17 protein-coding genes are annotated in these 21487 nt (G+C 63.2%); 1 reads left to right on the plus strand and 16 read right to left on the minus strand.

The annotated features are described in order from the left end of the window. Window positions 1-18 precede the first annotated feature (18 nt). The 11 genes from ureC to urtA form a co-directional block, all read right to left on the minus strand. Complete coding sequence (gene ureC, locus RHM60_RS19395) at window positions 19-1719, minus strand: urease subunit alpha (RefSeq protein WP_209988027.1); 1701 nt, start codon at window positions 1717-1719, stop codon at window positions 19-21. 111 nt (window positions 1720-1830) lie between these two features. Next, window positions 1831-2136, minus strand: coding sequence for an urease subunit beta (locus tag RHM60_RS19400; protein WP_003236142.1), 306 nt, complete (start codon window positions 2134-2136; stop codon window positions 1831-1833). Continuing rightward, window positions 2133-2666, minus strand: coding sequence for a GNAT family N-acetyltransferase (locus tag RHM60_RS19405; RefSeq protein WP_322212519.1), 534 nt, complete (start codon window positions 2664-2666; stop codon window positions 2133-2135). The genes RHM60_RS19400 and RHM60_RS19405 overlap by 4 nt, the downstream gene beginning before the upstream one ends. A gap of 5 nt (window positions 2667-2671) precedes the next feature. Beyond that, window positions 2672-3184 carry a GNAT family N-acetyltransferase gene (locus RHM60_RS19410; protein WP_209988033.1) on the minus strand — a complete coding sequence of 171 codons (513 nt, stop codon included), beginning with the start codon at window positions 3182-3184 and terminating at the stop codon, window positions 2672-2674. Window positions 3185-3194: 10 nt separating this feature from the next. Then, on the minus strand, window positions 3195-3497 hold the full coding sequence (ureA, locus tag RHM60_RS19415; protein ID WP_003171437.1) for an urease subunit gamma: 303 nt from the start codon (window positions 3495-3497) through the stop codon (window positions 3195-3197). Window positions 3498-3577: 80 nt separating this feature from the next. Next, window positions 3578-4417 (minus strand): urease accessory protein UreD, encoded by an 840-nt coding sequence (locus RHM60_RS19420; protein WP_322212521.1) that lies wholly within the window; start codon window positions 4415-4417, stop codon window positions 3578-3580. A 31-nt stretch (window positions 4418-4448) separates the two neighbouring features. Further along, window positions 4449-5147, minus strand: a complete 699-nt coding sequence (gene urtE / locus RHM60_RS19425; RefSeq protein WP_209988035.1) for an urea ABC transporter ATP-binding subunit UrtE — start codon at window positions 5145-5147, stop codon at window positions 4449-4451. A gap of 70 nt (window positions 5148-5217) precedes the next feature. Next, entirely contained in the window at window positions 5218-6051 is an 834-nt protein-coding gene (urtD, locus tag RHM60_RS19430; RefSeq protein WP_209988037.1) for an urea ABC transporter ATP-binding protein UrtD, read from the minus strand. Next, entirely contained in the window at window positions 6048-7115 is a 1068-nt protein-coding gene (gene urtC, locus RHM60_RS19435; protein WP_322212522.1) for an urea ABC transporter permease subunit UrtC, read from the minus strand. Before urtC ends, urtD begins: the two co-directional genes overlap by 4 nt. Beyond that, window positions 7115-8617: an urea ABC transporter permease subunit UrtB gene (urtB, locus tag RHM60_RS19440; protein WP_322212523.1), complete on the minus strand. Its 1503-nt coding sequence runs from the start codon at window positions 8615-8617 to the stop codon at window positions 7115-7117. Before urtB ends, urtC begins: the two co-directional genes overlap by 1 nt. 139 nt (window positions 8618-8756) lie before the next feature. Beyond that, a complete protein-coding gene (gene urtA / locus RHM60_RS19445; protein ID WP_209988044.1) occupies window positions 8757-10022 on the minus strand; it encodes an urea ABC transporter substrate-binding protein in 1266 nt (421 codons plus the stop codon). A gap of 286 nt (window positions 10023-10308) precedes the next feature. On the opposite strand from urtA, the gene RHM60_RS19450 reads away from it, so the two are divergent. Then, window positions 10309-14925, plus strand: coding sequence for a DUF4329 domain-containing protein (locus RHM60_RS19450; RefSeq protein ID WP_322212524.1), 4617 nt, complete (start codon window positions 10309-10311; stop codon window positions 14923-14925). 4 nt (window positions 14926-14929) lie between these two features. Here RHM60_RS19450 and RHM60_RS19455 read toward each other — a convergent pair whose 3' ends face one another. From RHM60_RS19455 to RHM60_RS19475, 5 genes are all read right to left on the minus strand, one after another. Beyond that, window positions 14930-15940, minus strand: a complete 1011-nt coding sequence (locus RHM60_RS19455) for a FecCD family ABC transporter permease (RefSeq protein ID WP_231422418.1) — start codon at window positions 15938-15940, stop codon at window positions 14930-14932. Continuing rightward, complete coding sequence (locus RHM60_RS19460; RefSeq protein WP_322212525.1) at window positions 15937-16884, minus strand: ABC transporter substrate-binding protein; 948 nt, start codon at window positions 16882-16884, stop codon at window positions 15937-15939. Before RHM60_RS19460 ends, RHM60_RS19455 begins: the two co-directional genes overlap by 4 nt. Next, a complete protein-coding gene (locus RHM60_RS19465; protein WP_209988053.1) occupies window positions 16881-17669 on the minus strand; it encodes an ABC transporter ATP-binding protein in 789 nt (262 codons plus the stop codon). Before RHM60_RS19465 ends, RHM60_RS19460 begins: the two co-directional genes overlap by 4 nt. Before the next feature lie 59 nt (window positions 17670-17728). Further along, window positions 17729-19837 (minus strand): TonB-dependent receptor, encoded by a 2109-nt coding sequence (locus RHM60_RS19470; protein WP_322212528.1) that lies wholly within the window; start codon window positions 19835-19837, stop codon window positions 17729-17731. A 148-nt stretch (window positions 19838-19985) separates the two neighbouring features. Continuing rightward, window positions 19986-21368, minus strand: a complete 1383-nt coding sequence (locus RHM60_RS19475; protein ID WP_231422422.1) for a PepSY-associated TM helix domain-containing protein — start codon at window positions 21366-21368, stop codon at window positions 19986-19988. Window positions 21369-21487 lie beyond the last annotated feature (119 nt).

The following is a 21487-nucleotide window of genomic DNA, read 5'->3' on the forward strand; positions in this document are numbered from 1 at the left end:
AGGGTCGCCAAGGCCGAGTCAGAACAGGAAATACCGCTGCGCCATCGGCAGCACCTCGGCCGGCTCGCACCACAGCAGCACGCCGTCCGCCTTGACCTGATACGTCTGCGGGTCCACTTCGATGTCCGGCAGGTAATCGTTGTGGATCAGGTCGGTTTTCTGCACGTCACGGCAGCCCTTGACCACCGCAATCTGCTTTTTCAAGCCCAGGGCCTCGGGCAATCCGGCGTCCTGCGCCGCCTGGCTGATAAAGGTCAGGCTGGTGGCGTGCAGCGAACTGCCAAAGCTTGCGAACATCGGGCGATAGTGCACCGGCTGCGGCGTGGGAATCGACGCGTTGGCGTCGCCCATCAGGCTTGAGGCAATCGCGCCGCCCTTGAGAATCAGCGTCGGCTTGATACCGAAAAACGCCGGACGCCACAGCACCAGATCGGCCCACTTGCCCACTTCAATCGAACCGACAATATGGCTCACGCCGTGGGTGATCGCCGGGTTGATGGTGTACTTGGCGATGTAGCGCTTGGCGCGGAAGTTGTCGTTGCCGGGGCCGTCGCCGGGCAGCGGGCCGCGCTGTTTTTTCATCTTGTCGGCGGTCTGCCAGGTGCGTGTGATCACCTCGCCGACCCGGCCCATGGCCTGGCTGTCGGAGCTGATCATCGAGAACGCGCCGAGGTCGTGCAGGATGTCTTCGGCGGCGATGGTCTCGCGGCGGATGCGGCTTTCGGCGAAGGCCACGTCTTCGGCAATGCTCGGGTCGAGGTGATGGCAGACCATCAGCATGTCCAGGTGTTCGTCGATGGTGTTGCGCGTGAACGGTCGCGTCGGGTTGGTGGAGCTGGGCAGCACGTTGGGGAAACCGCAGGCCTTGATGATGTCCGGCGCGTGGCCGCCACCGGCCCCTTCGGTGTGGTAGGTGTGAATGGTGCGGCCCTTGAGCGCGGCCAGGGTGGTTTCGACGAAGCCGGACTCGTTGAGGGTGTCGCTGTGAATCGCCACCTGCACGTCGTATTGGTCGGCCACGCTCAGGCAGTTGTCGATGCTGGCCGGTGTGGTGCCCCAGTCTTCATGCAGCTTCAAACCGATGGCGCCGGCCTTGACCTGTTCGATCAACGGTTCGGGCAGGCTGGCGTTGCCCTTGCCGGTGAAGCCGATGTTCATCGGGAACGAATCGCTGGCCTGGAGCATGCGCGCCAGGTGCCAGGGGCCGGAGGTGCAAGTGGTGGCGTTGGTGCCGGTAGCCGGCCCGGTGCCGCCGCCGATCATGGTGGTGACGCCGCTGGTCAGCGCCTCTTCGATCTGCTGCGGGCAGATGAAATGCACGTGGCTGTCGATGCCGCCGGCGGTGAGGATCATGCCTTCGCCGGCGATCACTTCGGTGCTGGCGCCGATGGCCATGGTCACGCCGGGTTGAATGTCCGGGTTGCCGGCTTTGCCGATAGCGTGGATGCGGCCATTCTTGAGGCCCACATCGGCCTTGACGATGCCCCAGTGGTCGATGATCAGCGCGTTGGTGATCAACGTGTCGACCACTTCGTGGGCGAGCAGCTGGCTCTGGCCCTGGCCGTCGCGGATCACCTTGCCGCCGCCGAATTTGACCTCTTCGCCGTAGACGGTGAAGTCCTGTTCCACTTCGACGAACAGCTCGGTGTCGGCCAGGCGGACCTTGTCACCGACGGTGGGGCCGTACATGTCGGCGTAGGCTTGGCGGCTGATTTTCATGTGTGTGAACCCTGAAAAAATGTGTTGAATGTGAAACCGCTATCGGGAGCAAGCCCCCTCCCACAGGGAACGTATTTCAACTGTGGGAGGGGGCTTGCTCCCGATGAGGCCCTAAAGATCACCCATGATTCGGCCGGCAAACCCGAACACCCGCCGCCCACCGCTCAAGTCCACCAACTCGATGTCGCGACTCTGCCCCGGCTCAAAGCGCACCGCCGTGCCCGCCGGAATATTCAGGCGCATGCCCCGGCTTGCCGCGCGGTCGAAGGTCAGCGCGTCGTTGGTCTCGAAAAAGTGATAGTGCGAGCCCACCTGAATCGGCCGGTCGCCGCTGTTGGCCACGCTCAGGGTGACGGTGCGGCGGCCGACATTCAGTTCGATCTCGCCAGGCTGGATCTGATATTCACCAGGAATCATGCAGGTTGCCCCAGGGTCTTGAAGTAGATGGCGGTCGGGCTGTAGCGCCCGTCCGGGCTTTGGCAGTAGTCGGGCAGTTCACCGACTTTGGTGTAGTGCAGCGATTGGTAGAAAGCTTCCGCGCCGGAGCCGGCCTCGGTGTCCAGATACAAGAGGCCGCGCCGGTGCTGGCGCGCGGCGAGTTCCAGCGTGTTCATCAACTGCTGGCCCAGGCCATGGCGGCGCGCGCTGCTGTGTACCAGCAGCTTTTGTACTTCGGCGCGGTTGCGCCCGTTGGCTTTCTGGCACAGCGCCAATTGCACGCTGGCGATCACCTGCTCGTCGCGCACCACTACCCACAGCAGCAGGCTCTGGTCTTCGATGCTGGCTTGTACGCCGGTCAGGTAGGCGCGGGCCTGGGCCTCGTCGAAGTCGGCCATGAAGCCGACCGAGGCGCCATGCTGTACCGCGTCCAGCAACAGATCGATCAACCCCAGGCGGTAGTGGGCAAAACTTTCAGCATTGACTCGACGCAGTTGCGCAGTACTCATCGATGTCACTCCTTGGGCGGTTCGGCGCCCGGGTTCAAGGCCAGTTGCATGAAGGTCAGGTCCAGCCAGCGGCCGAACTTGATGCCCACTTGCGGCATCTGCCCGGTGGTGACGAACCCCAGGCGTTCGTGCAGGCGGATCGAGGCCAGGTTGCCGCTTTCGATGGCCGCGACCATCACGTACTTGCCGCAGGTGCGCGCGCGTTCGATCAGGGTTTCCATCAACCGTGGGCCCAGGCCTTTGCCGCGCTGGTCGTTGCGCACGTACACCGAGTGTTCGACGCTGTAGCGAAAGCCTTCGAAGGGCCGCCAGTCGCCAAACGAGGCGTAGCCGGTGACCTCGTCGTTTTCGATCGACACCAGAATCGGATAGCCCAGGGCCTGTCGCGCCTGGAACCAGGCCTGGCGGTTGGCCAGATCCACCGGTTGCTCGTTCCAGATCGCCGTGGTGTTGAGCACCGCATCGTTGTAGATGGCGCAGATCGCCGACAGGTCGCTTTCAATGGCGTCACGAATCATGGCCGGCCTCTCACGCGATGGGCTGGTGGACGGTGACCAGCTTGGTGCCGTCCGGGAAGGTGGCTTCCACCTGGATATCCGGAATCATCTCCGGGATGCCTTCCATCACCTGTTCGCGGCTGAGCAGGGTGGTGCCGTAGTGCATCAGGTCGGCGACGGTGCGGCCATCGCGCGCGCCTTCCATCAGCGCAGCGGAAATGTAGGCGATGGTTTCCGGGTAGTTGAGCTTCACCCCGCGTGCCAGGCGGCGCTCGGCAACCAGGCCGGCGGTGAAGATCAGCAGTTTGTCTTTTTCCCGTGGGGTCAGATCCATGGTTCAAGGTCCTTCAGACTACATTCATAAAAACACTGGAGATCCCTGTGGGAGGGGGCTTGCTCCCACAGTGTTGATCTTCATGTGCTCCAGATTCTCGGTGCTACCGCTTCCCGTCCCAGCACCGCCGGGCGCAGCAAACGCCATAAATCAATCAACCAGGCCCGCGCCTGCAGCGCTTCACTGGCCAGGCAGCGGGCCACCAGCAGCCCGGGCAGTTGGGTCAGGTCGCCGCGCACCGCATGGGGCAGGGCGCGGCAGGCTTCAAGTAAGTCAGGATCGATGTCGCCGGTGAGCAGCAGGGTGGCGAACACCGGTTGCCCGTCCAGGCCGATGGGTGAGTCGAGCAGGCCATCGGCGCCCACAATGCGCTGGCGCTCATGCCAGAGCAACTGGCCGTCGCGGCGGATATCCAGGTGCGACTGGAAGTGGCCCAGGTCAAAGCGCTCGTCGCTGGCCGGGCGCCCGAGGGCGACCACGTCCCAGTAGAGCAACCGTGCATCGCCCTGCAGCTCAATGCGTGTGGTCAACTCGGCCTGGGCGGCGCTGAACACGATGGTTTCCTGGGGCAGCCACTCCAGCGTGGCGCCGGCCTCCACGGTCAGTTCGAGCTGTTGATACGCCGGACCACTGGCGCGGTACCACTTGGCGGCGCCGGGGCTGGTCAATTGTGCCCACGCCCCTTCGCCAACGTGGGCGCGGATATCCAGCCGATCACCGCCGGCAATGCCGCCGGGCGGGTGCACGATGATGTGCTGGCACACCTCGGGGCCTTCGGCGTAGAGGTGCTTTTGCACGCGCAGCGGGCCGCTGTGCCGGCGCATCACCGGGCGCGTGGTATCGCCGAAACGCGCGTAGCCGAGGTCCAGCGCGGCGTGCCAGCTGGGGGTGAACAGGGCAGGGGAAACGGGCAGGTTCATGGTTTCTGGCTTAGTGTCGGGACGCCACAGGTTAGATGGTTACGAGGCCGCGTACACCCTCGCTTTGCATATTTTCGCCACGGCCCTGCTGCACGATTTCACCCCGCGACATCACCAGGTACTGGTCGGCCAATTCGGCGGCAAAGTCGTAGAACTGCTCCACCAGCAGGATCGCCATGTCGCCGCGCGCCGCGAGTTTTCTGATCACCGCGCCGATCTCCTTGATCACTGACGGCTGGATGCCTTCGGTCGGTTCATCAAGAATCAGCAGACGCGGACGGCTGGCCAGGGCGCGGCCGATTGCCAATTGCTGTTGCTGCCCGCCGGACAGGTCGCCGCCGCGTCGATGTTTCATCTGCAGCAGCACCGGGAACAGCTCGTAGATGAACGCCGGCACTTCCTTGGCCTCGGCGCCAGGAAAACGCGACAACCCCATCAACAGGTTCTCCTCCACCGTCAATCGAGCGAAAATTTCCCGGCCCTGGGGCACGTAGGCAATGCCGGCGTGCACGCGCTGGTGCGGCTTGTAGCCGGTGATGGCTTTGCCTTCCCAGTTCACTGCGCCTTCCCTGGCCGGCAGCAGGCCCATCAGGCACTTGAGCAGGGTGGTCTTGCCCACGCCGTTGCGTCCGAGCAGGCAGGTGACTTCGCCGATCTTCACGTCAAACGAAAGCCCGCGCAGGATGTGGCTACCGCCATAGTACTGGTGCAGCTTGTCGACTTGCAGCATGTTCAAATACTCCTCAAATCGTGCGGGGGCCTGGCTTCTGTGGCAAGCAGGTGTGCATACCACGCACTTTTCAGCGACCGAGGTAAACCTCGATCACCCGCTCGTTTTCCTGCACCTGTTCCAGCGACCCTTCGGCCAGCACGCTGCCCTGGTGCAACACGGTCACGTGATCGGCAATCGAACCGACAAAGCCCATGTCGTGCTCCACCACCATCAGCGAATGCTTGCCCGCCAGGCGCTTGAACAGCTCGGCGGTGAACTCGGTTTCGGCGTCGGTCATGCCTGCCACCGGTTCATCCAGCAGCAGCAGTTGCGGGTCCTGCATCAGCAGCATGCCGATTTCCAGAAACTGTTTTTGCCCGTGGGACAGCAACCCGGCCGGGCGCTGCGCCGAGGCGGTCAGGCGAATGGTCTCGAGCACTTCCTCAATGCGGTCCTTCTGCTCGCCACTCAGGCGCGCGCGCAGGCTGGCCCATACCGACTTGTCGGTCTTCTGCGCCAGCTCCAGGTTTTCGAACACGCTGAGCGCTTCGAACACCGTGGGCTTCTGGAACTTGCGACCGATGCCGGCCTGGGCAATCTGCACTTCGCTCATGCTGGTCAGGTCCAGGGTTTCGCCGAACCAGGCCTTGCCGTGGCTGGGGCGGGTCTTGCCGGTGATCACGTCCATCAGCGTGGTCTTGCCTGCGCCGTTGGGGCCGATAATGCAACGCAGTTCGCCGACGCCGATGTACAGGTTCAGGTCGTTGAGCGCCTTGAAACCATCGAAACTGACGCTGATGTCTTCCAGGGTCAGGATCGTGCCGTGGCGCGTATTGAGGCCCTTGCCTGCGGCCTGGCCGAGGCCGATGGCATCGCGGCCGCTGCCCGCATCGAAGATAGGTTCCAGCATGACGTTCCTCATTTTTTCAGCAGCCCGATCACGCCCTTGGGCAGGTACAGGGTGACGATGATGAACAGCGCGCCAAGAAAGAACAGCCAGTATTCCGGGAAGGCCACGGTGAACCAGCTCTTCATGCCATTGACCACGCCGGCGCCGAGCAGCGGCCCGATCAGCGTGCCGCGTCCGCCCAGTGCCACCCACACGGCGGCTTCGATCGAGTTGGTCGGCGACATTTCGCTGGGGTTGATAATGCCCACCTGCGGCACATACAAGGCCCCGGCCAGGCCGCACAACACCGCGCTCAGCACCCACACGAAGAGCTTGAAACCGCGCGGGTCGTAGCCGCAGAACATCAGGCGGTTCTCGGCATCGCGCAGGGCGGTGAGTACCCGGCCGAACTTGCTTTGCGCCAGGCGCCAGCCGATGTACAGGCTGGCGATCAGCAGCAGAACGGTGGCGATGAACAGCGCCGCGCGGGTGCCGGGCTCGGTGATGCCGAACCCGAGGATGCTGCGGAAATTGGTGAAGCCGTTATTGCCGCCAAAGCCGGTCTCGTTGCGAAAGAACAGCAGCATGCCGGCGAAGGTCAGCGCCTGGGTCATGATCGAGAAATACACGCCTTTGATCCGCGAGCGAAACGCGAAAAAGCCGAACACCAGAGCGAGCAGCCCGGGAGCGAGCACCACCAGGCACAGGGCCCAGAGGAAGTGGTCGGTGCCGGCCCAGTACCAGGGCAATTCCGTCCACGACAAAAAGGTCATGAACGCCGGCAGCTCATCGCCGGACGCCTGGCGCATCAGGTACATGCCCATGGCATAACCGCCGAGGGCGAAGAACAGGCCATGGCCGAGGGACAGCATCCCTGCATAGCCCCACACCAGGTCCAGGGCGAGGGCGACAATCGCATAGCAAAGGATCTTGCCCACCAGCGTCAGGGTGTAGGCGGAAACATGAAAGGCGTTTTCCGGCGGCAACAATGACAGCAGCGGCAGGGCCAGCAGCACCGCGAGGATCACCACGCCCACCGCAATCGTCACCTTGGGGCCGGCCTTTTGCGTGGCCGTGAGCATCAATGGCTGGTTCATCAGTCGATCACCCGTCCTTTCAGTGCGAAGAGTCCCTGCGGACGTTTCTGGATAAACAGAATGATCAGCGCGAGGATCAGGATCTTGCCGAGCACCGCGCCGATCTGCGGCTCCAGAATCTTGTTGGCGATGCCCAGCCCGAACGCGGCCATGACGCTACCGGCCAACTGGCCGACGCCGCCCAACACCACCACCAGGAACGAGTCGATGATGTAGCTCTGGCCCAGGTCCGGGCCGACGTTGCCGATCTGGCTCAGCGCCACGCCGCCCAGGCCTGCGATGCCGGAGCCGAGGCCAAAGGCGAGCATGTCCACGCGCCCGGTGGGTACGCCGCAGCAGGCGGCCATGTTGCGGTTCTGGGTGACGGCGCGCACGTTGAGGCCCAGGCGCGTCTTGTTCAGCAGCAGCCAGGTCAGCACCACCACGAACAGCGCGAAGGCGATGATCACCATGCGGTTGTACGGCAGCACCAGGTTGGGCAGCACTTGAATGCCACCGGACAGCCACGCGGGGTTGGCCACTTCGACGTTCTGCGCGCCGAACACCAGGCGCACCAGTTGGATCAGCATCAGGCTGATGCCCCAGGTGGCGAGCAGGGTTTCCAGTGGGCGGCCATAGAGGTGACGAATCACCGTGCGTTCCAGCGCCATGCCGATGCAGGCAGTCACGAAGAACGCCACCGGCAGTGCGATCAGCGGGTAAAACTCGATGGCGGCGGGCACGTAGCGCTGCATCAGCAGTTGCACCACATAGGTGGAGTAGGCGCCGAGCATCAGCATTTCGCCGTGGGCCATGTTGATCACCCCGAGCAGGCCGAAAGTGATCGCCAGGCCCAGCGCGGCCAGCAGCAGGATCGAGCCCAGGGACATGCCGCTGAACGCCTGGCCGAGGATCTCGCCAAACATCAGCTTGCGTTTGACCTGGGCCAGGCTGGTCTCGGCGGCGGTGTGCACGGCGGCATCGGTTTCCACGCCGGGCGCCAGCAGCGCCTCGAGGCGAGTGCGGGCCAGCGGATCGCCGGTGCCGCCGAGCAGGCGCACGGCGGCCAGGCGCACCAGCGGGTCGCTGTCGACCAGTTGCAGGTTGGCCAGGGCCAGGCTGAGGGCAGTGTGCACGCCCTCGTCGGTCTCGGCGGCGACCTGCTGGTCGAGCAATTTGAGTTGTGCAGGCACGGCGCTTTTTTGCAGGGTGCGGGCGGCCGCCAGGCGTACTTTGGGATCGGCGGCAAGCAGTTGCTGGCTGGCCTGTACGTTATCGATCAGGCTGCGCAGGCGATTGTTCAGGCGTACGGTTTTGGTTTCGCCGTTGAGTGTGAGCTGGCCTTGTTGCAGGGCGTCCACCAGCTCGATGCGCGCCGGGTCAGGCTGGGCGGCCCAGTCCTGCAGCAATTTGGCTTGCTGCGCCGGGTTGGCGGCAAGGAAGTCTTCGGCGTCGCCGGCGTGTGCGGCGAAGGGCAGCAATAGCAGCAGCGTCAGGAGATAGCGTGTGAGGGCAGTGGGCATAAACAAATGTCCTGATCATGCGTGGACAGTGTGGGAGGGGGCTTGCCCCCGATAGCGGAGTGTCAGGTGAAACTTCTGTCACTGATGCACCGCCATCGGGGGCAAGCCCCCTCCCACATTTTTAACCTGTGGTGCGGCTTTAGTTGCTCTTCACCGCATAGTCCGGCTTCTTGTCATTGCCCGGAATGTAAGGGCTCCACGGCTGGGCACGGATCGGCTCTTCGGTCTGCCACACCACCTGGAACTGCCCGTCGGCCTGGATCTCGCCGATCATCACTGGCTTGTGCAGGTGGTGGTTGGTCTTGTCCATGGTCAGGGTGAAGCCGGACGGCGCGGCGAAGGTCTGGCCGGCCAGGGCTTCACGCACTTTGTCGACGTCGGTGGACTTGGCTTTTTCCGCTGCCTGCGCCCACATGTGGATGCCCACGTAGGTGGCTTCCATCGGGTCGTTGGTCACCGCTTTGTCGGCGCCCGGCAGGTTGTGTTTCTTGGCGTAGGCTTTCCAGTCGGCGACGAATTTCTTGTTCACCGGGTTCTCCACCGACTGGAAGTAGTTCCAGGCGGCGAGGTTGCCCACCAGCGGCTTGGTGTCGATGCCGCGCAGTTCCTCTTCGCCCACCGAGAACGCCACCACCGGCACGTCGGTGGCTTTCAGGCCCTGGTTGGCCAGCTCTTTGTAGAACGGCACGTTGGAGTCGCCGTTGACGGTGGAGATCACGGCGGTTTTGCCGCCGGCGGAGAATTTCTTGATGTTGGCGACGATGGTCTGGTAATCGGCGTGGCCGAATGGGGTGTAGACCTCTTCGATGTCCTTGTCCGCCACGCCTTTGGAGTGCAGGAACGAACGCAGAATCTTGTTGGTGGTGCGCGGGTAGACGTAGTCGGTGCCCAGCAGGAAGAAGCGCTTGGCGCTGCCGCCTTCTTCGCTCATCAGGTATTCCACTGCCGGGATCGCCTGCTGGTTGGGCGCCGCACCGGTGTAGAACACGTTTGGCGACATCTCTTCACCTTCGTATTGCACCGGGTAGAACAGCAGGCCGTTGAGCTCTTCGAACACCGGCAATACCGATTTGCGCGACACCGAGGTCCAGCAACCGAACACCACGGCGACCTTGTCCTGGGTCAGCAACTGACGGCCCTTTTCGGCGAACAGCGGCCAGTTCGACGCCGGGTCCACGACCACCGGCTCAAGCATCTTGCCGTTCACACCACCCTTGGCGTTGATCTCGTCGATGGTCATCAGCGCCATGTCTTTAAGGGACGTTTCGGAGATCGCCATCGTGCCGGACAACGAATGCAGGATGCCGACCTTGATGGTCTCTGCGGCCTGTGCGGTCCAGGTCAGGCCCATGGCGACGATGGAGGCGGAAAGAGTGAAAGCCTTGATCAAGCTGCGACGCTTCATGGTGCGATCTCCGAGAACCTGTTGGTGTTGTAAGGGCAGATGCAGGAGGCATTGCAAGGGGTGTGCCTAGTCGGAAAAGAGCACCTGTCGGTCGTTTCGCCAGGGGGCCTGGCGCGATGGCGCACCACAAGCGGGCAGGCGCAATTGATGGTGCGCTGCCAAGCGCCAAAATGACGCGCGTTAGCTATGTTCAAGCCAGGTTTGCAGCAGGACACCGTGGGGTACGAACCGCACAGTGTCAGCGAGAGCAACTATGTAGCGCCCGCGGCGTTGGCGAAGGGAGAGGATGAAACGCTTATCCATATTGCGTTTCGAGGTTTATGTCATGGATGCACCCCTCTCCCGGGAAAAGCGCGCCACTCTCGGCACCCTGACCCCCGCTTTTCTCAGCGCCGATGATGCTGCACGCTACGTGCACGAGCGTATCCCGCGCACCGCCGAGCACGAGTACGGCAGCGTGATCCTGCAGCGGCTGTCCGATGATCTGTTTGTCGCCTCGCAACCTGTTGTTGGCCGCGCCAGCACGTTTGACTGGACCCAACTGCTGGATCGCTCCGGACCCACCGCAGACTTCATTGACCCGACCGGCTACCGGATCGTGGCCAGCCTGCATTCCCACCCGGACATCGTTCAGTCCACCAGTCAATTGAACCCGTCGTGGTCGATGCCGCAGGTCAAGGCGTTTCTCAGTTTCTATTCCGAGCCGGATATCATTTTCAACTTCACCGAGCGCGCGCGATTCAGGCTGGCCTATTTGTCTGGCCCGGACGGCGCCTTGCTCAAGTATCAGGTGCACGACGTCAAGGCTGCCGAAGGCCATGTGAATTGGTTGAAGACGCAGGGTCCCTGGACCTCACCTGACGCGCCCGATGGGACCCTGGAAGGCGCGTTCAAAAAGCTCGCCAGTGTGGGCAAATTGACGTTCCTGGTATCCAGCCCGTCATGGGGCGGCTCCGTCGGCGAGGTGCCGCAGGATTGGCAACCGCTCAGACCGTTCGCCAGCGAACCGCTGACCTTGCCCTGCGGGCCGGTGTTTCCCTCGCAGGACCTGGCGCTGAACTACGCTCAACAGCGCATTCAGCGCCAGCCCGCGTTGCAACAACAGGTGGTGATCCTGCAGCAGACGCTCTCGGAGCGTTACATCGCCAGCGAACCCGTCGCGGTCGAGCCGCTGTTCGATCCACTGCCGCCGCTCCCTGCCGGCTGCTACGTACGCGGCTTCTACGTGCAGGCGCGACCGTTGCCGGGCAATTACCCTGAACTGGAAGACTGGCTGTACAAAAACTTCATCAGCCCGATGCAGCTGGCCCGGCACATCGCCCACTACCGACATTTTGCCCGCAGCGTGCAATCAAACCTCGGTGCTTCGCTGTTCATCCGGCTACGTGATGAGGCGATCCTGTACTACCGCTTCTCTGGTTCGGCCGCCGAGTCGAAGCTGTTCGACACGGGCAGCGACGGCACAGTCAATGACAACGGGCACCAGGCCAAACTCAAGGCCGGCACCTTGTTGACTCGAGCGTTCGTGCGCCAGGTGGCGCAGGCAGGTGAATTGTCGGTGCAGAAGACCAGTGCGCTGTGGGACCGCCTCGGTGTGGTCGAGGAGACGTGGGAGCCCTACGCCGATTTTCCGTTGCCGGGGCTCAGTCGCCGTTTTCTGACGGCCGACGATGCGGTTCGCTACGCTCACGCCAGTATCGGCGGGCGTCGGGACAAGATGTCCGGCGGGCTCGTTTTGCAACGCAGTGACGGTCGCTTTGTGGTCACAGAACCTGTTGAGACGCCTGTGCGGGGATTGCTGCATGACGGCTGGTACCCAAAGGGCCGGTTGGGGAAAATGATTATTCTGCATGCAGGCCATCGCTTGAAAGGGCGCTACGGCGCCTGTCCAGGACTGTCGACGATGGAGACGGCCAATAGTGCCCGGCTCAAGTGGACGCACCAGGAAGCCGAACTGTATGGGCAAATGTTCACCGATCAGGAGGTCGAGGCGATTGTTCAGTCCGGGTTGCCGGGGTATTTGTCAGGGACACAGGACAGCTTGATCAGCTTCCAGCCAGGTCCCGCCCCAGGCAATTGGCGGCAGCAGTGGCAAGCCGATGCAGCCGGCGGGATGAGCCCCATCGCCAGGCAACTCGAAGACGGCAAGATCAAGCCAGCCGACGTGGTCCGCTCCCTTGCCGAGGGGGGCACCTTGCGGGTCATGACCGGCACGGCGCTGTGGGGGCCGGCCGAGAAAGTGGCAGTGGACTGGGGGCCTTTTGTTCGCGTGCTGGAGTTTCAGCGCCCGGTCGAGCTGAGTTACGGTGGGCTATTCGAAACGGCGGATGCGGCCGCGCTGGATGTCTACCATCGTCGGCCTGAGCGGGAGCAGCAGCGCTATGCCGATCAGTACTTCGCCTTTATTTTCAAGCACGAAGAAAAACAGGAGTACCTCGCCAGCGAGCTCGTGGCGACCACGCGCAAGACACCGCTGCTGTCCCTCGCGGACGTATCCGCAAACCCGGTGCCTGAAGGTTTTGGTTGCTGTGGTGTGTACTACTCCCAGCAATGGTCGAATGAAGGCAAGACGAAATGGCTGGAACGTTTTTTTATCGCGCCGCAGGATTTGAGTATTGCGATTACCCAGTTACGTAACGCCCAGTCGCCGTCGACCCGGCAGCCTTCGTTGTATATCGCACCGCCCGAAGGTGTATTGCTACGCTATCGCTCACCCTCTACCAGCGCCTTGTTTGAAGCGCAAAGCGAAGGCGATACGTTTGAGACGGTCCAGGCCAAGCTGGATAGCGGTACCCTCTCTGCACCGGAGTTTGTCCACAAGGTGGCCAATTCGGGTGACCTGCAGGTCATCCGCTACAGTCATTGCTGGGACCGCCTGGGCAAGGTAACGGGGCAGTGGCAGCCCTACGCGCATATTCAGCGTCGCCGCTTGAGCCCCGCTTTCCTGTCGATGGACGATGCTGCGCGGTATGTGCGTCGGCGTGTGCCGGTGACAGCGCGCGTTTGCTACGGCGGTGCGATCCTGCGACGCGACGATGGCTGGTTCCTGGCCACCGAGCCGGTTGTGGTGCTCAATGAAGTGTTCGATATCAAGCAGATTTTTCCTGACAGGTTGGCCGACCTGGGGCTTCATCCTGTTCTCACCTCGGTGGTTGCGCTGTATCACTCAAAACCTGCGAGGCACATGCCGTTCCTGCTGACAGCCGAGCAGGCAGTGATCTACAGCGCCATGTTTTCCACGCGGGTCCTGGCCCAGGCCATGGCCGCCGTAGCCGATCACATGCATCACTATTCATTGGGGGCGGACGGATCATTGATCAGCCTGCTGATAACACCTCGCTCCAGGCTGATCAGCCGTCAAAATGTGGTATTGCACCCGCAAGGCCGCCACGATTGGCTGCATGGAGAGCTTGAGCGCAAGCTTCGCTCCGGCGAGTTGACGCCTTTGGAGTATGTGAAACTAGTCGCCGGGACCTACCCATTGCAGGTGGTGGTGGTGGTGGGCAGCCGGATGTGGGGTGAGCCGGGCCAGGTATCGAACTGGTGGCTCCCGTTCGCTTCGGCCGCCAGTACCGATCGGGGCTACCCCATGGCTCAAACTGATCCGTCCTGTAGCGCGATCTGCGCCCAACCGGACGACGCCGCACTGTGTGTACACCAGCAAGTGACGACGCGTGCCGAACTGAGTTTCGGTTACCTGCTCAAGTCCATGAAAAACGGCAACTTCACCGCGACGTTGCCGGTGGCCGACAGGGGCGCCAGGTTTGCTCATCGCCGGGTGTTCAGCGACGTCGGTTACCCCTACCGCTATGAAATGGCCGGGCTGTATTTTTGCGTGCCGCAGCACGCTGACTTTCATCCGGCGGGGTCGTCGGTGGCGGGGGCCAGCCGGTACCTGGGGCTGTTCTCGCCTGCTGATTTGAAAAGTGCGCTTGCGCTTCTGCATGCCACCGCGTCGCGCGCGGCCCTGCCGCTCTATATCTCCTGTGCGGACGGTGCGTTGCTCAAGTTCGTGATACAGGACAGGCAGTTTATCAAGCCCAATGACCTGCTCTTTTTAAGGCTGGGGTTGTTGAGTCCGCGTGATTATATTCGCCGCATGGCGTCGGCCGGGGAGCTGCGGGTGCTCCGCTCCAGCGCAAATTGGCCAGGGCTTGGCGTGGTCGGCGACGACTGGCAACTGGGCCATACACGAGCCGTTGCAGACCCGCGCGACAGCCGTTTGGTGCTGGGACCGATTCATTCCCATGCCGAAGATGCCGCGCACTATATCCATGGACGGGCGGGGACATTCAGCGGCGAACAGTATCTGGGTGCTCAACTGGCGAGCCAGGACGGTCTTTGCTACCTGCCAGTGCTTGCGCAGCCCGACGACGGTTTTCCCTCGGCAGTGGCCGAGCGATTGTTTCCTCAGGCGCGCTTTGCGGGCGGACCGAGCCCCTCCCTTGCGTTCCCGCTGCCGCAGTTGCCTCAGGGTTACCAGTTGAATGCTGCTCACCTGGTGTTTCATGCGGGGCTCGACCAGCCTGAAGCGGTCGGTGAAAGTGAGTACAGACAGTACTTCGTCTCCTGGCGTGAGCTGGGGTTCTACCTTCATGAGTTGAAACGCAAGGGGCTGCCTGTAAACCGAGTCTATCTATCGGTGCGCGATGGTGCGTTGTTGAGCTACATGCCGCGGTTCAGCAATGAAGAGGCCACGCTATTCGACACTGCCGCCAAGTGGTCGAAAGACGAGGGCTACTCAGCCGATGCACCAGCCCCTTCCAGGGTTGTCATCGAGCTGGCAGGCATTGGCGAGTTGCAAGTGATTCACCCGGGACGCTTCTGGAGGCTGCAGGGCAAGGTGGAGGCGGATTTCAAGGATGTGAATGGCAGTTTCGTCCCGGACAAGGACGAACTGTGAGCCGTTAGCGCTTGCGCATCAACCCGATGAAAAACAACCCGCCAATCGCCGCCGTGGCCACGCCAATAGGCAGGTCTTCGGGGGCGATCAGGGTGCGTGCGGCCACGTCGACCCACACCAGGAACAAGCTGCCCAGCAGCGCGCACACCGGCAGCAGACGACGATGCTCGGCGCCGACCAGGCGCCGCGCGATATGCGGCACCATCAGCCCGACGAAGCCGATGGAGCCGCTGATGGCCACCAGCACGCCAGTCATCAGCGAGGCCACCAGAAACACCTTCAGGCGCACCGTGCGCGCGTTGAGGCCCAGGGTCACGGCGGTCTGTTCGCCGGCCATCAATGCGTTGAGCGGTCGGGCCATGCCCAGCAGAATCAGCAAGCCCAGCAGTACCGTGACGGCGGGGATCGTCAGTAATTCCCAGCGCGCCAAACCGAGGCCGCCGAGCATCCAGAACATCACCGCCGACGCCGCGCGATGGTCGCCCATGAACAGCAGCAGGTTGGCGGCGGCCATCATCACGAACGATACCGCCACGCCGCACAGCAACAGGCGATCACTCTCCAGCCGGCCATTGCGACTGGCCACCGCCAGCACCACCAGCATGCTCGCCAGCGCGCCGATGAATGCGGCGATGGGCAGGGTCAGCAAACCGATGATTTCACCCACATGCAGCACCACGATCACCGCGCCGAGGGTGGCGCCGGACGTGACGCCGAGCAGGTGCGGGTCGGCCAGCGGGTTGCGCGTGACCGCCTGCAACACCGCGCCGATCAGCGCCAGGCCGGCACCCACCAGCGCCCCCAGCAGCATGCGCGGCACGCGGATCAGCCAGACAATATGCGCCTGCCCGGCCGGCCAGTTCACCTCGCCGAATCCAAAGGCCTTGTGCAGCAGGATGCGCCACACCACGTCCACCGGCACCCGCGCCGGGCCAAAACCCAGGGAGATCACGCAGGACACCAGCAACAGCGCACCGAGGGCGGCGAGCAACAGGGCGTAGCGACGACTGATCATTCGCCGTGGAACCCCTTGGCCAGGGTTTCCACCGCCTGCACGTTGTCGATGCCCGGCGTGGCCTGCACATAAGGGATCACGATAAAGCGCTGGTTTTTGATCGCGTCCACCCCTTGCAGCGCGGGGTTGTTGAGCAGGAATTGTTCCTTTTGGTCGGCAGTGATTTCGCTGTAGTCGACGATCACGATCACCTGCGGGTTGCGCTCCACCACGGTTTCCCAGTTGACGCGGGTCCAGCTGGCGTCAATGTCGTCGAGGATATTGCGCCCGCCAGCGGCAGCGATCAGCGCCTGCGGCATGCCCAGGCGCCCGGAGGTCATGGCGCGGTCTTCGCCACTGTCGTAGAGGAACACGCGGGGCTTGTCGGCCGGCAGGTCTTTTTGCACCTCGGCGACTTGCGCCTGCATCTGCGCGATCAGCACATTGGCGCGGTCCTGCACGTCGAAGATCTTGCCCAGGTTGCGCAGGTCGTTGTAAGTGTCGTCCAGGCTCGCGGCCTTGCGCTTCATCACGAACGCGCAGGACTCGGTCAGCTCATACACGTTGATGCCCAGGGGTTGCAGGGTGGCGGGCGTGAGGTCGCCGCCCACGCGCATGCCGTAGTCCCAGCCGGCGAAGAAGAAATCCACGTTGGCGTTGAGCAGGGTTTCCACCGACGGGTACTTGCTCGCCAGTTCCGGCAGGCCGTCGAGGATCGCGGCCATTTCAGGGGTGACCGACTTCCAGCCAGTGACGCCGCTGTAGCCGGCCATGCGCGACTTGAGGCCCAGGGCGAGCATCATCTGGGTCATGTTGATGTCATGGCTGACTGCGTGTTGCGGCGCTTCCTGGAAGGTCACGTTGCGGTTGCAGCTCTTGATGGTCACCGGGTAATGGGTGGCCTCGGCGAACGCCTGGGCGGTGCCGAACAGCAGGGCGAGAGACAGCAGTGAGCGCAGCATCATGGTTGAGTTATCCAGGTGATTCGGGGGTAGCCGGACAAGGGGTGAGTGTCGATCAGTGCCTGCACGCCAAACACGTCGTGCAGCAGTTCGGCAGTGAGGACTTCATGGGGCGTGCCGCTGGCGATGATGCGGCCGTGGTCGATCACATACAGGCGATCACAGAACGCGGCGGCCAGGTTGAGGTCGTGGATGCTGGCCAGTGTGCCGATGTGCAGGCGCTTGACCAGGCGCAGCAGCTCCAGTTGGTAACGCGGGTCGAGGTGGTTGGTCGGCTCGTCGAGGATCAGCAGGTGCGGCTCCTGGGCCAGGGCGCGGGCGAGGATCACACGCTGCTTTTCGCCGCCTGAGAGGGTGGCGAAAGCGTGGTCTTCGAAGCCTTGCATGCCAACTGATTCGAGCATGTTGCACACCAACTGCCGGTCGTGCACGGTGTCGCCATCGAACAGGCCCTTGTGGGGCGTACGGCCCATGGCGACCACTTCATCCACGCGCAGGCCGAAGGCATCGGGGAACTCCTGCAGCACCACGGCGATGCGTTGCGCGCACCATTTGGCGCTTTGCTTCCACACGTTCTGATGTTGCAGCAGTACGTCGCCCTGGTCCGGTTTGCAGAAGCGGTAAGCGCAGCGCAGCAGGCTGGTCTTGCCGCTGCCATTGGGGCCTATCAGCCCCACGAATTCACCGGCGGCGACGTGCAGGCTGGCGTCACACAGGTGGAACTGGTGATGACAGCTGCCGTGGTCCCGTGGGGTCCAGGTGAGGTGGGTGAGGCTCAGTGCGGTCATCAATTTTCTCAGGTGCAGTGCAGGGGCTAAAGGTGGGAGGGGGCTGTGTGTAATGCCGGTCAGAAGGTGTAGTCCGCCGTGACGAACAGCGAGCGCGGCTCGCCTAGGATCCACTGTTGGCCGTCGTTGTACTGGCTGACGGCGTAGGTGCGGTCAAACAGGTTGTTCAGTTGCAGGCCCAGGGTGGTGTTGCGCAGGGCCTTCCATGACACGCTGGCGTCCACCACGGTGTAGCTCGGCAGCTCGTTCTGATTGGCCATGTCGGCATAGCGCGCGTCGACATACCGCACGCCGGCACCGGCGCGGATGCTATCGCTCACGGCCTTGCTCAGCCACAGGTTGGCGGTACGGCGCGGCACGTCCACTGGGCGGTTGCCGTCGCGCGATACCTGCACACCGCCGACGTCCTGCTGGAAGTCGTCGTACTGCGCACGCACGAGGGCGGCGTTGGCTTGCAGCTGCCAGGCATTGGGCAGTTGCAGGTCGAGGCTGGCTTCCAGGCCACTGGAGGATTGCTGGCCGACTTGCTGCTTGAGGTTCGGGTTGCCCGGAACGTCGGTCAGCAGCTTCTTTTTCACAATGTGGTAGGCCGCCAGGGTCCAGTCGCCGCGTCCGCTCCAGAACGCCTGCTTGATGCCGATTTCGCTTTGTCTGGCCGTGGACAGGTCGAACTGCTGCTGGCCCGGGCTCAGCGAGATCAGGCCGCCGACGCCGTCGGTGCTGGTGGCGTACTGGCCATAGAGCGAGGTGTCCGGCGTGATCGCATACACCAGCCCGGCCTTCCAGTTGTTGCCGGTCAGCGTTCTGCTTGTTTGGCTGCCATCGCGCAAATCATCGCGATCGACATGGGCGTAGTCGCGGCGAATGCCGGTAACCAGTGCGAGCTGGTCGGTGAGCTGCAGGCGGTTTTCGGCAAAACCTGCGACGGTTTTGGTGGTGGTGGCGAACAGCGGTTCGAACGGATCGGCGCTGGCAAACGGCCCCGGTTGCGGGTGGTTCACGTCGATGGGCTGGCCGTTGGCAAAGGTGTCGTCAAACGGCGAGTTGCTGGCCAGGCGAAAGCGGATGCGGTTGTACTCAATGCCGGTCACGGTCTGGCTGTCGAGACCGAACAGCGTGTGCTTGAAAGTGAAGGTCTGGCGATCACCCACCTGTTGCTGATTGTGCTTGATGCCGAAGTTACCGCTGCGGGTGAGTTGGCCGTTGGTGAAGTTGTAGTTCTCGGCGTTCTGCCAGCGGCGCTGGTTTTTCAGGTAGAACAACTCGTTGGTGGCGCTGACGCTGTCGTTGATCTGCCACTCGCTGGTCAGGCGCGTCCACTGGTCGTTGTAGTGTTGGGTGTCGTTGCTGACGTTGTAGTTCTTGTCGCGCAGGCCCTTGTGCAACTGGCCGTTGATCAAGGGGGTGCCGAAGTAGTTTTGCGGTTGCTGGTCGCCGTAGTCGCTGGCGAGGGTGAAGCTCAGGGTGTCCGCCGCTTGCCAGCGCAGGGCGCCGCTGACGAAGTCGCTGGCCGAATCGCCACGGTCGATGAAACCGTTGCTGCGCAGGCGATTGAGGTTCAGGCGGTAGCTCAAGGTGTCGCTCAGCGAGCCGCCGCTGTCGAGGGCTTGCTGCTGGCGGTCGTAGGAGCCGTAGCCGAGGCGCACGTGGTTTTCGATTTCGCCTTCGAACGGTTTTTTCGGCACCGTGTTGATCACCGCGCCGGTGGCGCCTTCGCCGTACAGCACCGAAGCCGGGCCGCGCAGCACGTCGACGCGCTCCACCGACCAGGTGTCCACCGGGAAGGTCGAAGTGCCCATGCCCATGTACATGCGGTTGCCGTCGTACAACTGCATCACCGAACCCTGGCCGGTAAAGCCGCGCGCCGACAACGAGGTGCCGCCGTCGCCCGGCGAGCCGGTGCGGCTGATGCCGGTGGCACGGGAGATGGCGTCCTGCACACTGGCATCGCCACGCTGGCGAATCTGCGTGCCGGTCTGGCTTTCGACGCTGCCCGGGGTTTGCAGGGCGCTGAGGTTAAGGCGCGAGCCAGCGGTGGTCGGGGTGTTCAGGTCGACCCGTTCGTCATCCACGGCGGGCGCGGTGACGGGGCTGGCGGGCAGGGTCAGGGCCTGGGCGCTGTTGTGCAAGGCGAGCAGGCACAGGCCGGACGCTAGGTACTTGTTCATCGGTCGATCAGTCTTCCTGGGGTGTGCTCGCCGCAGGGTGCGGCGAGCAACGATAACGCACAAAGTGTTATAAGTTAACAATTATCGGCTGCGTGACTAACGTCCGCGCAGCCTACACAAGCCTTGTGGCATGGGCATCTCGCCGGTTTCATGCAGAACCTGAGGCGGATTCACCTTGAGCAAAAAGACGCGACAGCACCAGGCGATCGACTGCCCACACGGCGATCAACGAAGCGCCCACCAACGGGAAAATGATCGCCAGGCCGAGCATGATCAGCATCGCGGTTTTCCATTTCGGCAGGTCATGGCGCAGCGGCGGAACGCCCAGCCCGCCCATGGGCCTGCGCTTCCACCAGATCACCACGCCACTGACCGCACTGAGCAGAATCATCAGGCAGATCAGCAGTACGATCAGCTGGTTGACCCAGCCGAACATCTTGCCCTCGTGCAGCATCACACCGGTCTCGGTGGCGCGTGCCGCCAGGTTGTAATGCTGCCAGCGCACGTCGGCGAGGACCTTGCCGGTGTACTGGTCCACGTGCAGGGTGGCGTCATTGCGCGGGTCGTCGGCGAACACCGAGACCGTGAACACGCCCGTGGCAGTGGTGGGGAAGGTGATGCTGTAGCCGGGTTCGACCTTGCGCGCAGTGGCCAGGTCGACCACCTGTTGCAGGCGCACGCCGGGCGCGGCGGGGCCTGCATGCATGGCGCCGTGGTTCACGTGTTCGGCATGGTCGCCGGACATCGGCATCGGCGTGTTTTCCATCGCCCACGGCACCGTCTGCTGGCTGGCGCTGTTGAGGATGCGCGCCTGCTGGTCGGACTGCGGCACGTTGTTCCACATCGCCGCCGGGAAGGTGTTCCACAGGGCGGCGTATTGCTTGCCCCAGAAGCCGGTCCAGGTCATGCCGCTGAGCAGCATCACCAGCAGGAAGGCCGCGCCCCAGAAGCCGGCGACGGCGTGCAGGTCGCGCCACAGCAGGCGGCCCCTGGCGTTCAGGCGCGGCCACAAGACCCCAGCCGATGACTTGCCACGCGGCCACCACAGGTACAGACCGGACACCACCAGCATGACCCCCCAGCCGGCGGCGAGCTCCACCAGGCGGTCGCCGGTGGTGCCGATCATCAATTCACCGTGCAGTGCACGGGCGATGGCTTGGAGGTTGTATTTGGCGTCCTGCTCGCCAAGCACGTTGCCGCGATAGGGGTCGACGAACACGGTTATTTCGCGGCCGTTGTTGTGCATGACGAATTGCGCGCTGCGGGTGGCGTCGGTCGGTGGCAGGTACTTGCTGATCGTCGCCTGCGGGTAGGCGGCCCTGGCGCGTTGCAACTGTTCATCGGCGCTGAGGGCGTGTTCAGCGCTTTTTACGTTGAGCAGGTCGGCGTACATCAGCGGGTCGAGCTGGGGTTTGAACAGGTAGATGATGCCGGTGAGGGCCAGCAGCACCATGAACGGGGCCACGAAGAGGCCGGCGTAGAAGTGCCAGCGCCAGGCGAGGTTGTAGAAGGATACTTTTTGGGGGGTCATCAGGGGCTCCGCAAGCCATGAATATTGGATGCCGATTGGGCCGTCATCGGGAGCAAGCCCCTCCCACACATTTACAGGTGCGAAGGGGGCTGGCTCCCGATGCTTTTTACAAGCACAGG

The organism is Pseudomonas sp. MH9.3, assembly GCF_034354675.1.
Classification (GTDB): domain Bacteria; phylum Pseudomonadota; class Gammaproteobacteria; order Pseudomonadales; family Pseudomonadaceae; genus Aquipseudomonas.

What these genes read in the sequence shown, in the direction of transcription:
- ureC (WP_209988027.1), bottom strand. Translation starts at nt 1,719, where the DNA reads ATGAAAATCAGCCGCCAAGCCTACGCCGACATGTACGGCCCCACCGTC.
- RHM60_RS19400 (WP_003236142.1), bottom strand. Translation starts at nt 2,136, where the DNA reads ATGATTCCTGGTGAATATCAGATCCAGCCTGGCGAGATCGAACTGAAT.
- RHM60_RS19405 (WP_322212519.1), bottom strand. Translation starts at nt 2,666, where the DNA reads ATGAGTACTGCGCAACTGCGTCGAGTCAATGCTGAAAGTTTTGCCCAC.
- RHM60_RS19410 (WP_209988033.1), bottom strand. Translation starts at nt 3,184, where the DNA reads ATGATTCGTGACGCCATTGAAAGCGACCTGTCGGCGATCTGCGCCATC.
- ureA (WP_003171437.1), bottom strand. Translation starts at nt 3,497, where the DNA reads ATGGATCTGACCCCACGGGAAAAAGACAAACTGCTGATCTTCACCGCC.
- RHM60_RS19420 (WP_322212521.1), bottom strand. Translation starts at nt 4,417, where the DNA reads ATGAACCTGCCCGTTTCCCCTGCCCTGTTCACCCCCAGCTGGCACGCC.
- urtE (WP_209988035.1), bottom strand. Translation starts at nt 5,147, where the DNA reads ATGCTGCAAGTCGACAAGCTGCACCAGTACTATGGCGGTAGCCACATC.
- urtD (WP_209988037.1), bottom strand. Translation starts at nt 6,051, where the DNA reads ATGAGGAACGTCATGCTGGAACCTATCTTCGATGCGGGCAGCGGCCGC.
- urtC (WP_322212522.1), bottom strand. Translation starts at nt 7,115, where the DNA reads ATGAACCAGCCATTGATGCTCACGGCCACGCAAAAGGCCGGCCCCAAG.
- urtB (WP_322212523.1), bottom strand. Translation starts at nt 8,617, where the DNA reads ATGCCCACTGCCCTCACACGCTATCTCCTGACGCTGCTGCTATTGCTG.
- urtA (WP_209988044.1), bottom strand. Translation starts at nt 10,022, where the DNA reads ATGAAGCGTCGCAGCTTGATCAAGGCTTTCACTCTTTCCGCCTCCATC.
- RHM60_RS19450 (WP_322212524.1), top strand. Translation starts at nt 10,309, where the DNA reads ATGAAACGCTTATCCATATTGCGTTTCGAGGTTTATGTCATGGATGCA.
- RHM60_RS19455 (WP_231422418.1), bottom strand. Translation starts at nt 15,940, where the DNA reads ATGATCAGTCGTCGCTACGCCCTGTTGCTCGCCGCCCTCGGTGCGCTG.
- RHM60_RS19460 (WP_322212525.1), bottom strand. Translation starts at nt 16,884, where the DNA reads ATGATGCTGCGCTCACTGCTGTCTCTCGCCCTGCTGTTCGGCACCGCC.
- RHM60_RS19465 (WP_209988053.1), bottom strand. Translation starts at nt 17,669, where the DNA reads ATGACCGCACTGAGCCTCACCCACCTCACCTGGACCCCACGGGACCAC.
- RHM60_RS19470 (WP_322212528.1), bottom strand. Translation starts at nt 19,837, where the DNA reads ATGAACAAGTACCTAGCGTCCGGCCTGTGCCTGCTCGCCTTGCACAAC.
- RHM60_RS19475 (WP_231422422.1), bottom strand. Translation starts at nt 21,368, where the DNA reads ATGACCCCCCAAAAAGTATCCTTCTACAACCTCGCCTGGCGCTGGCAC.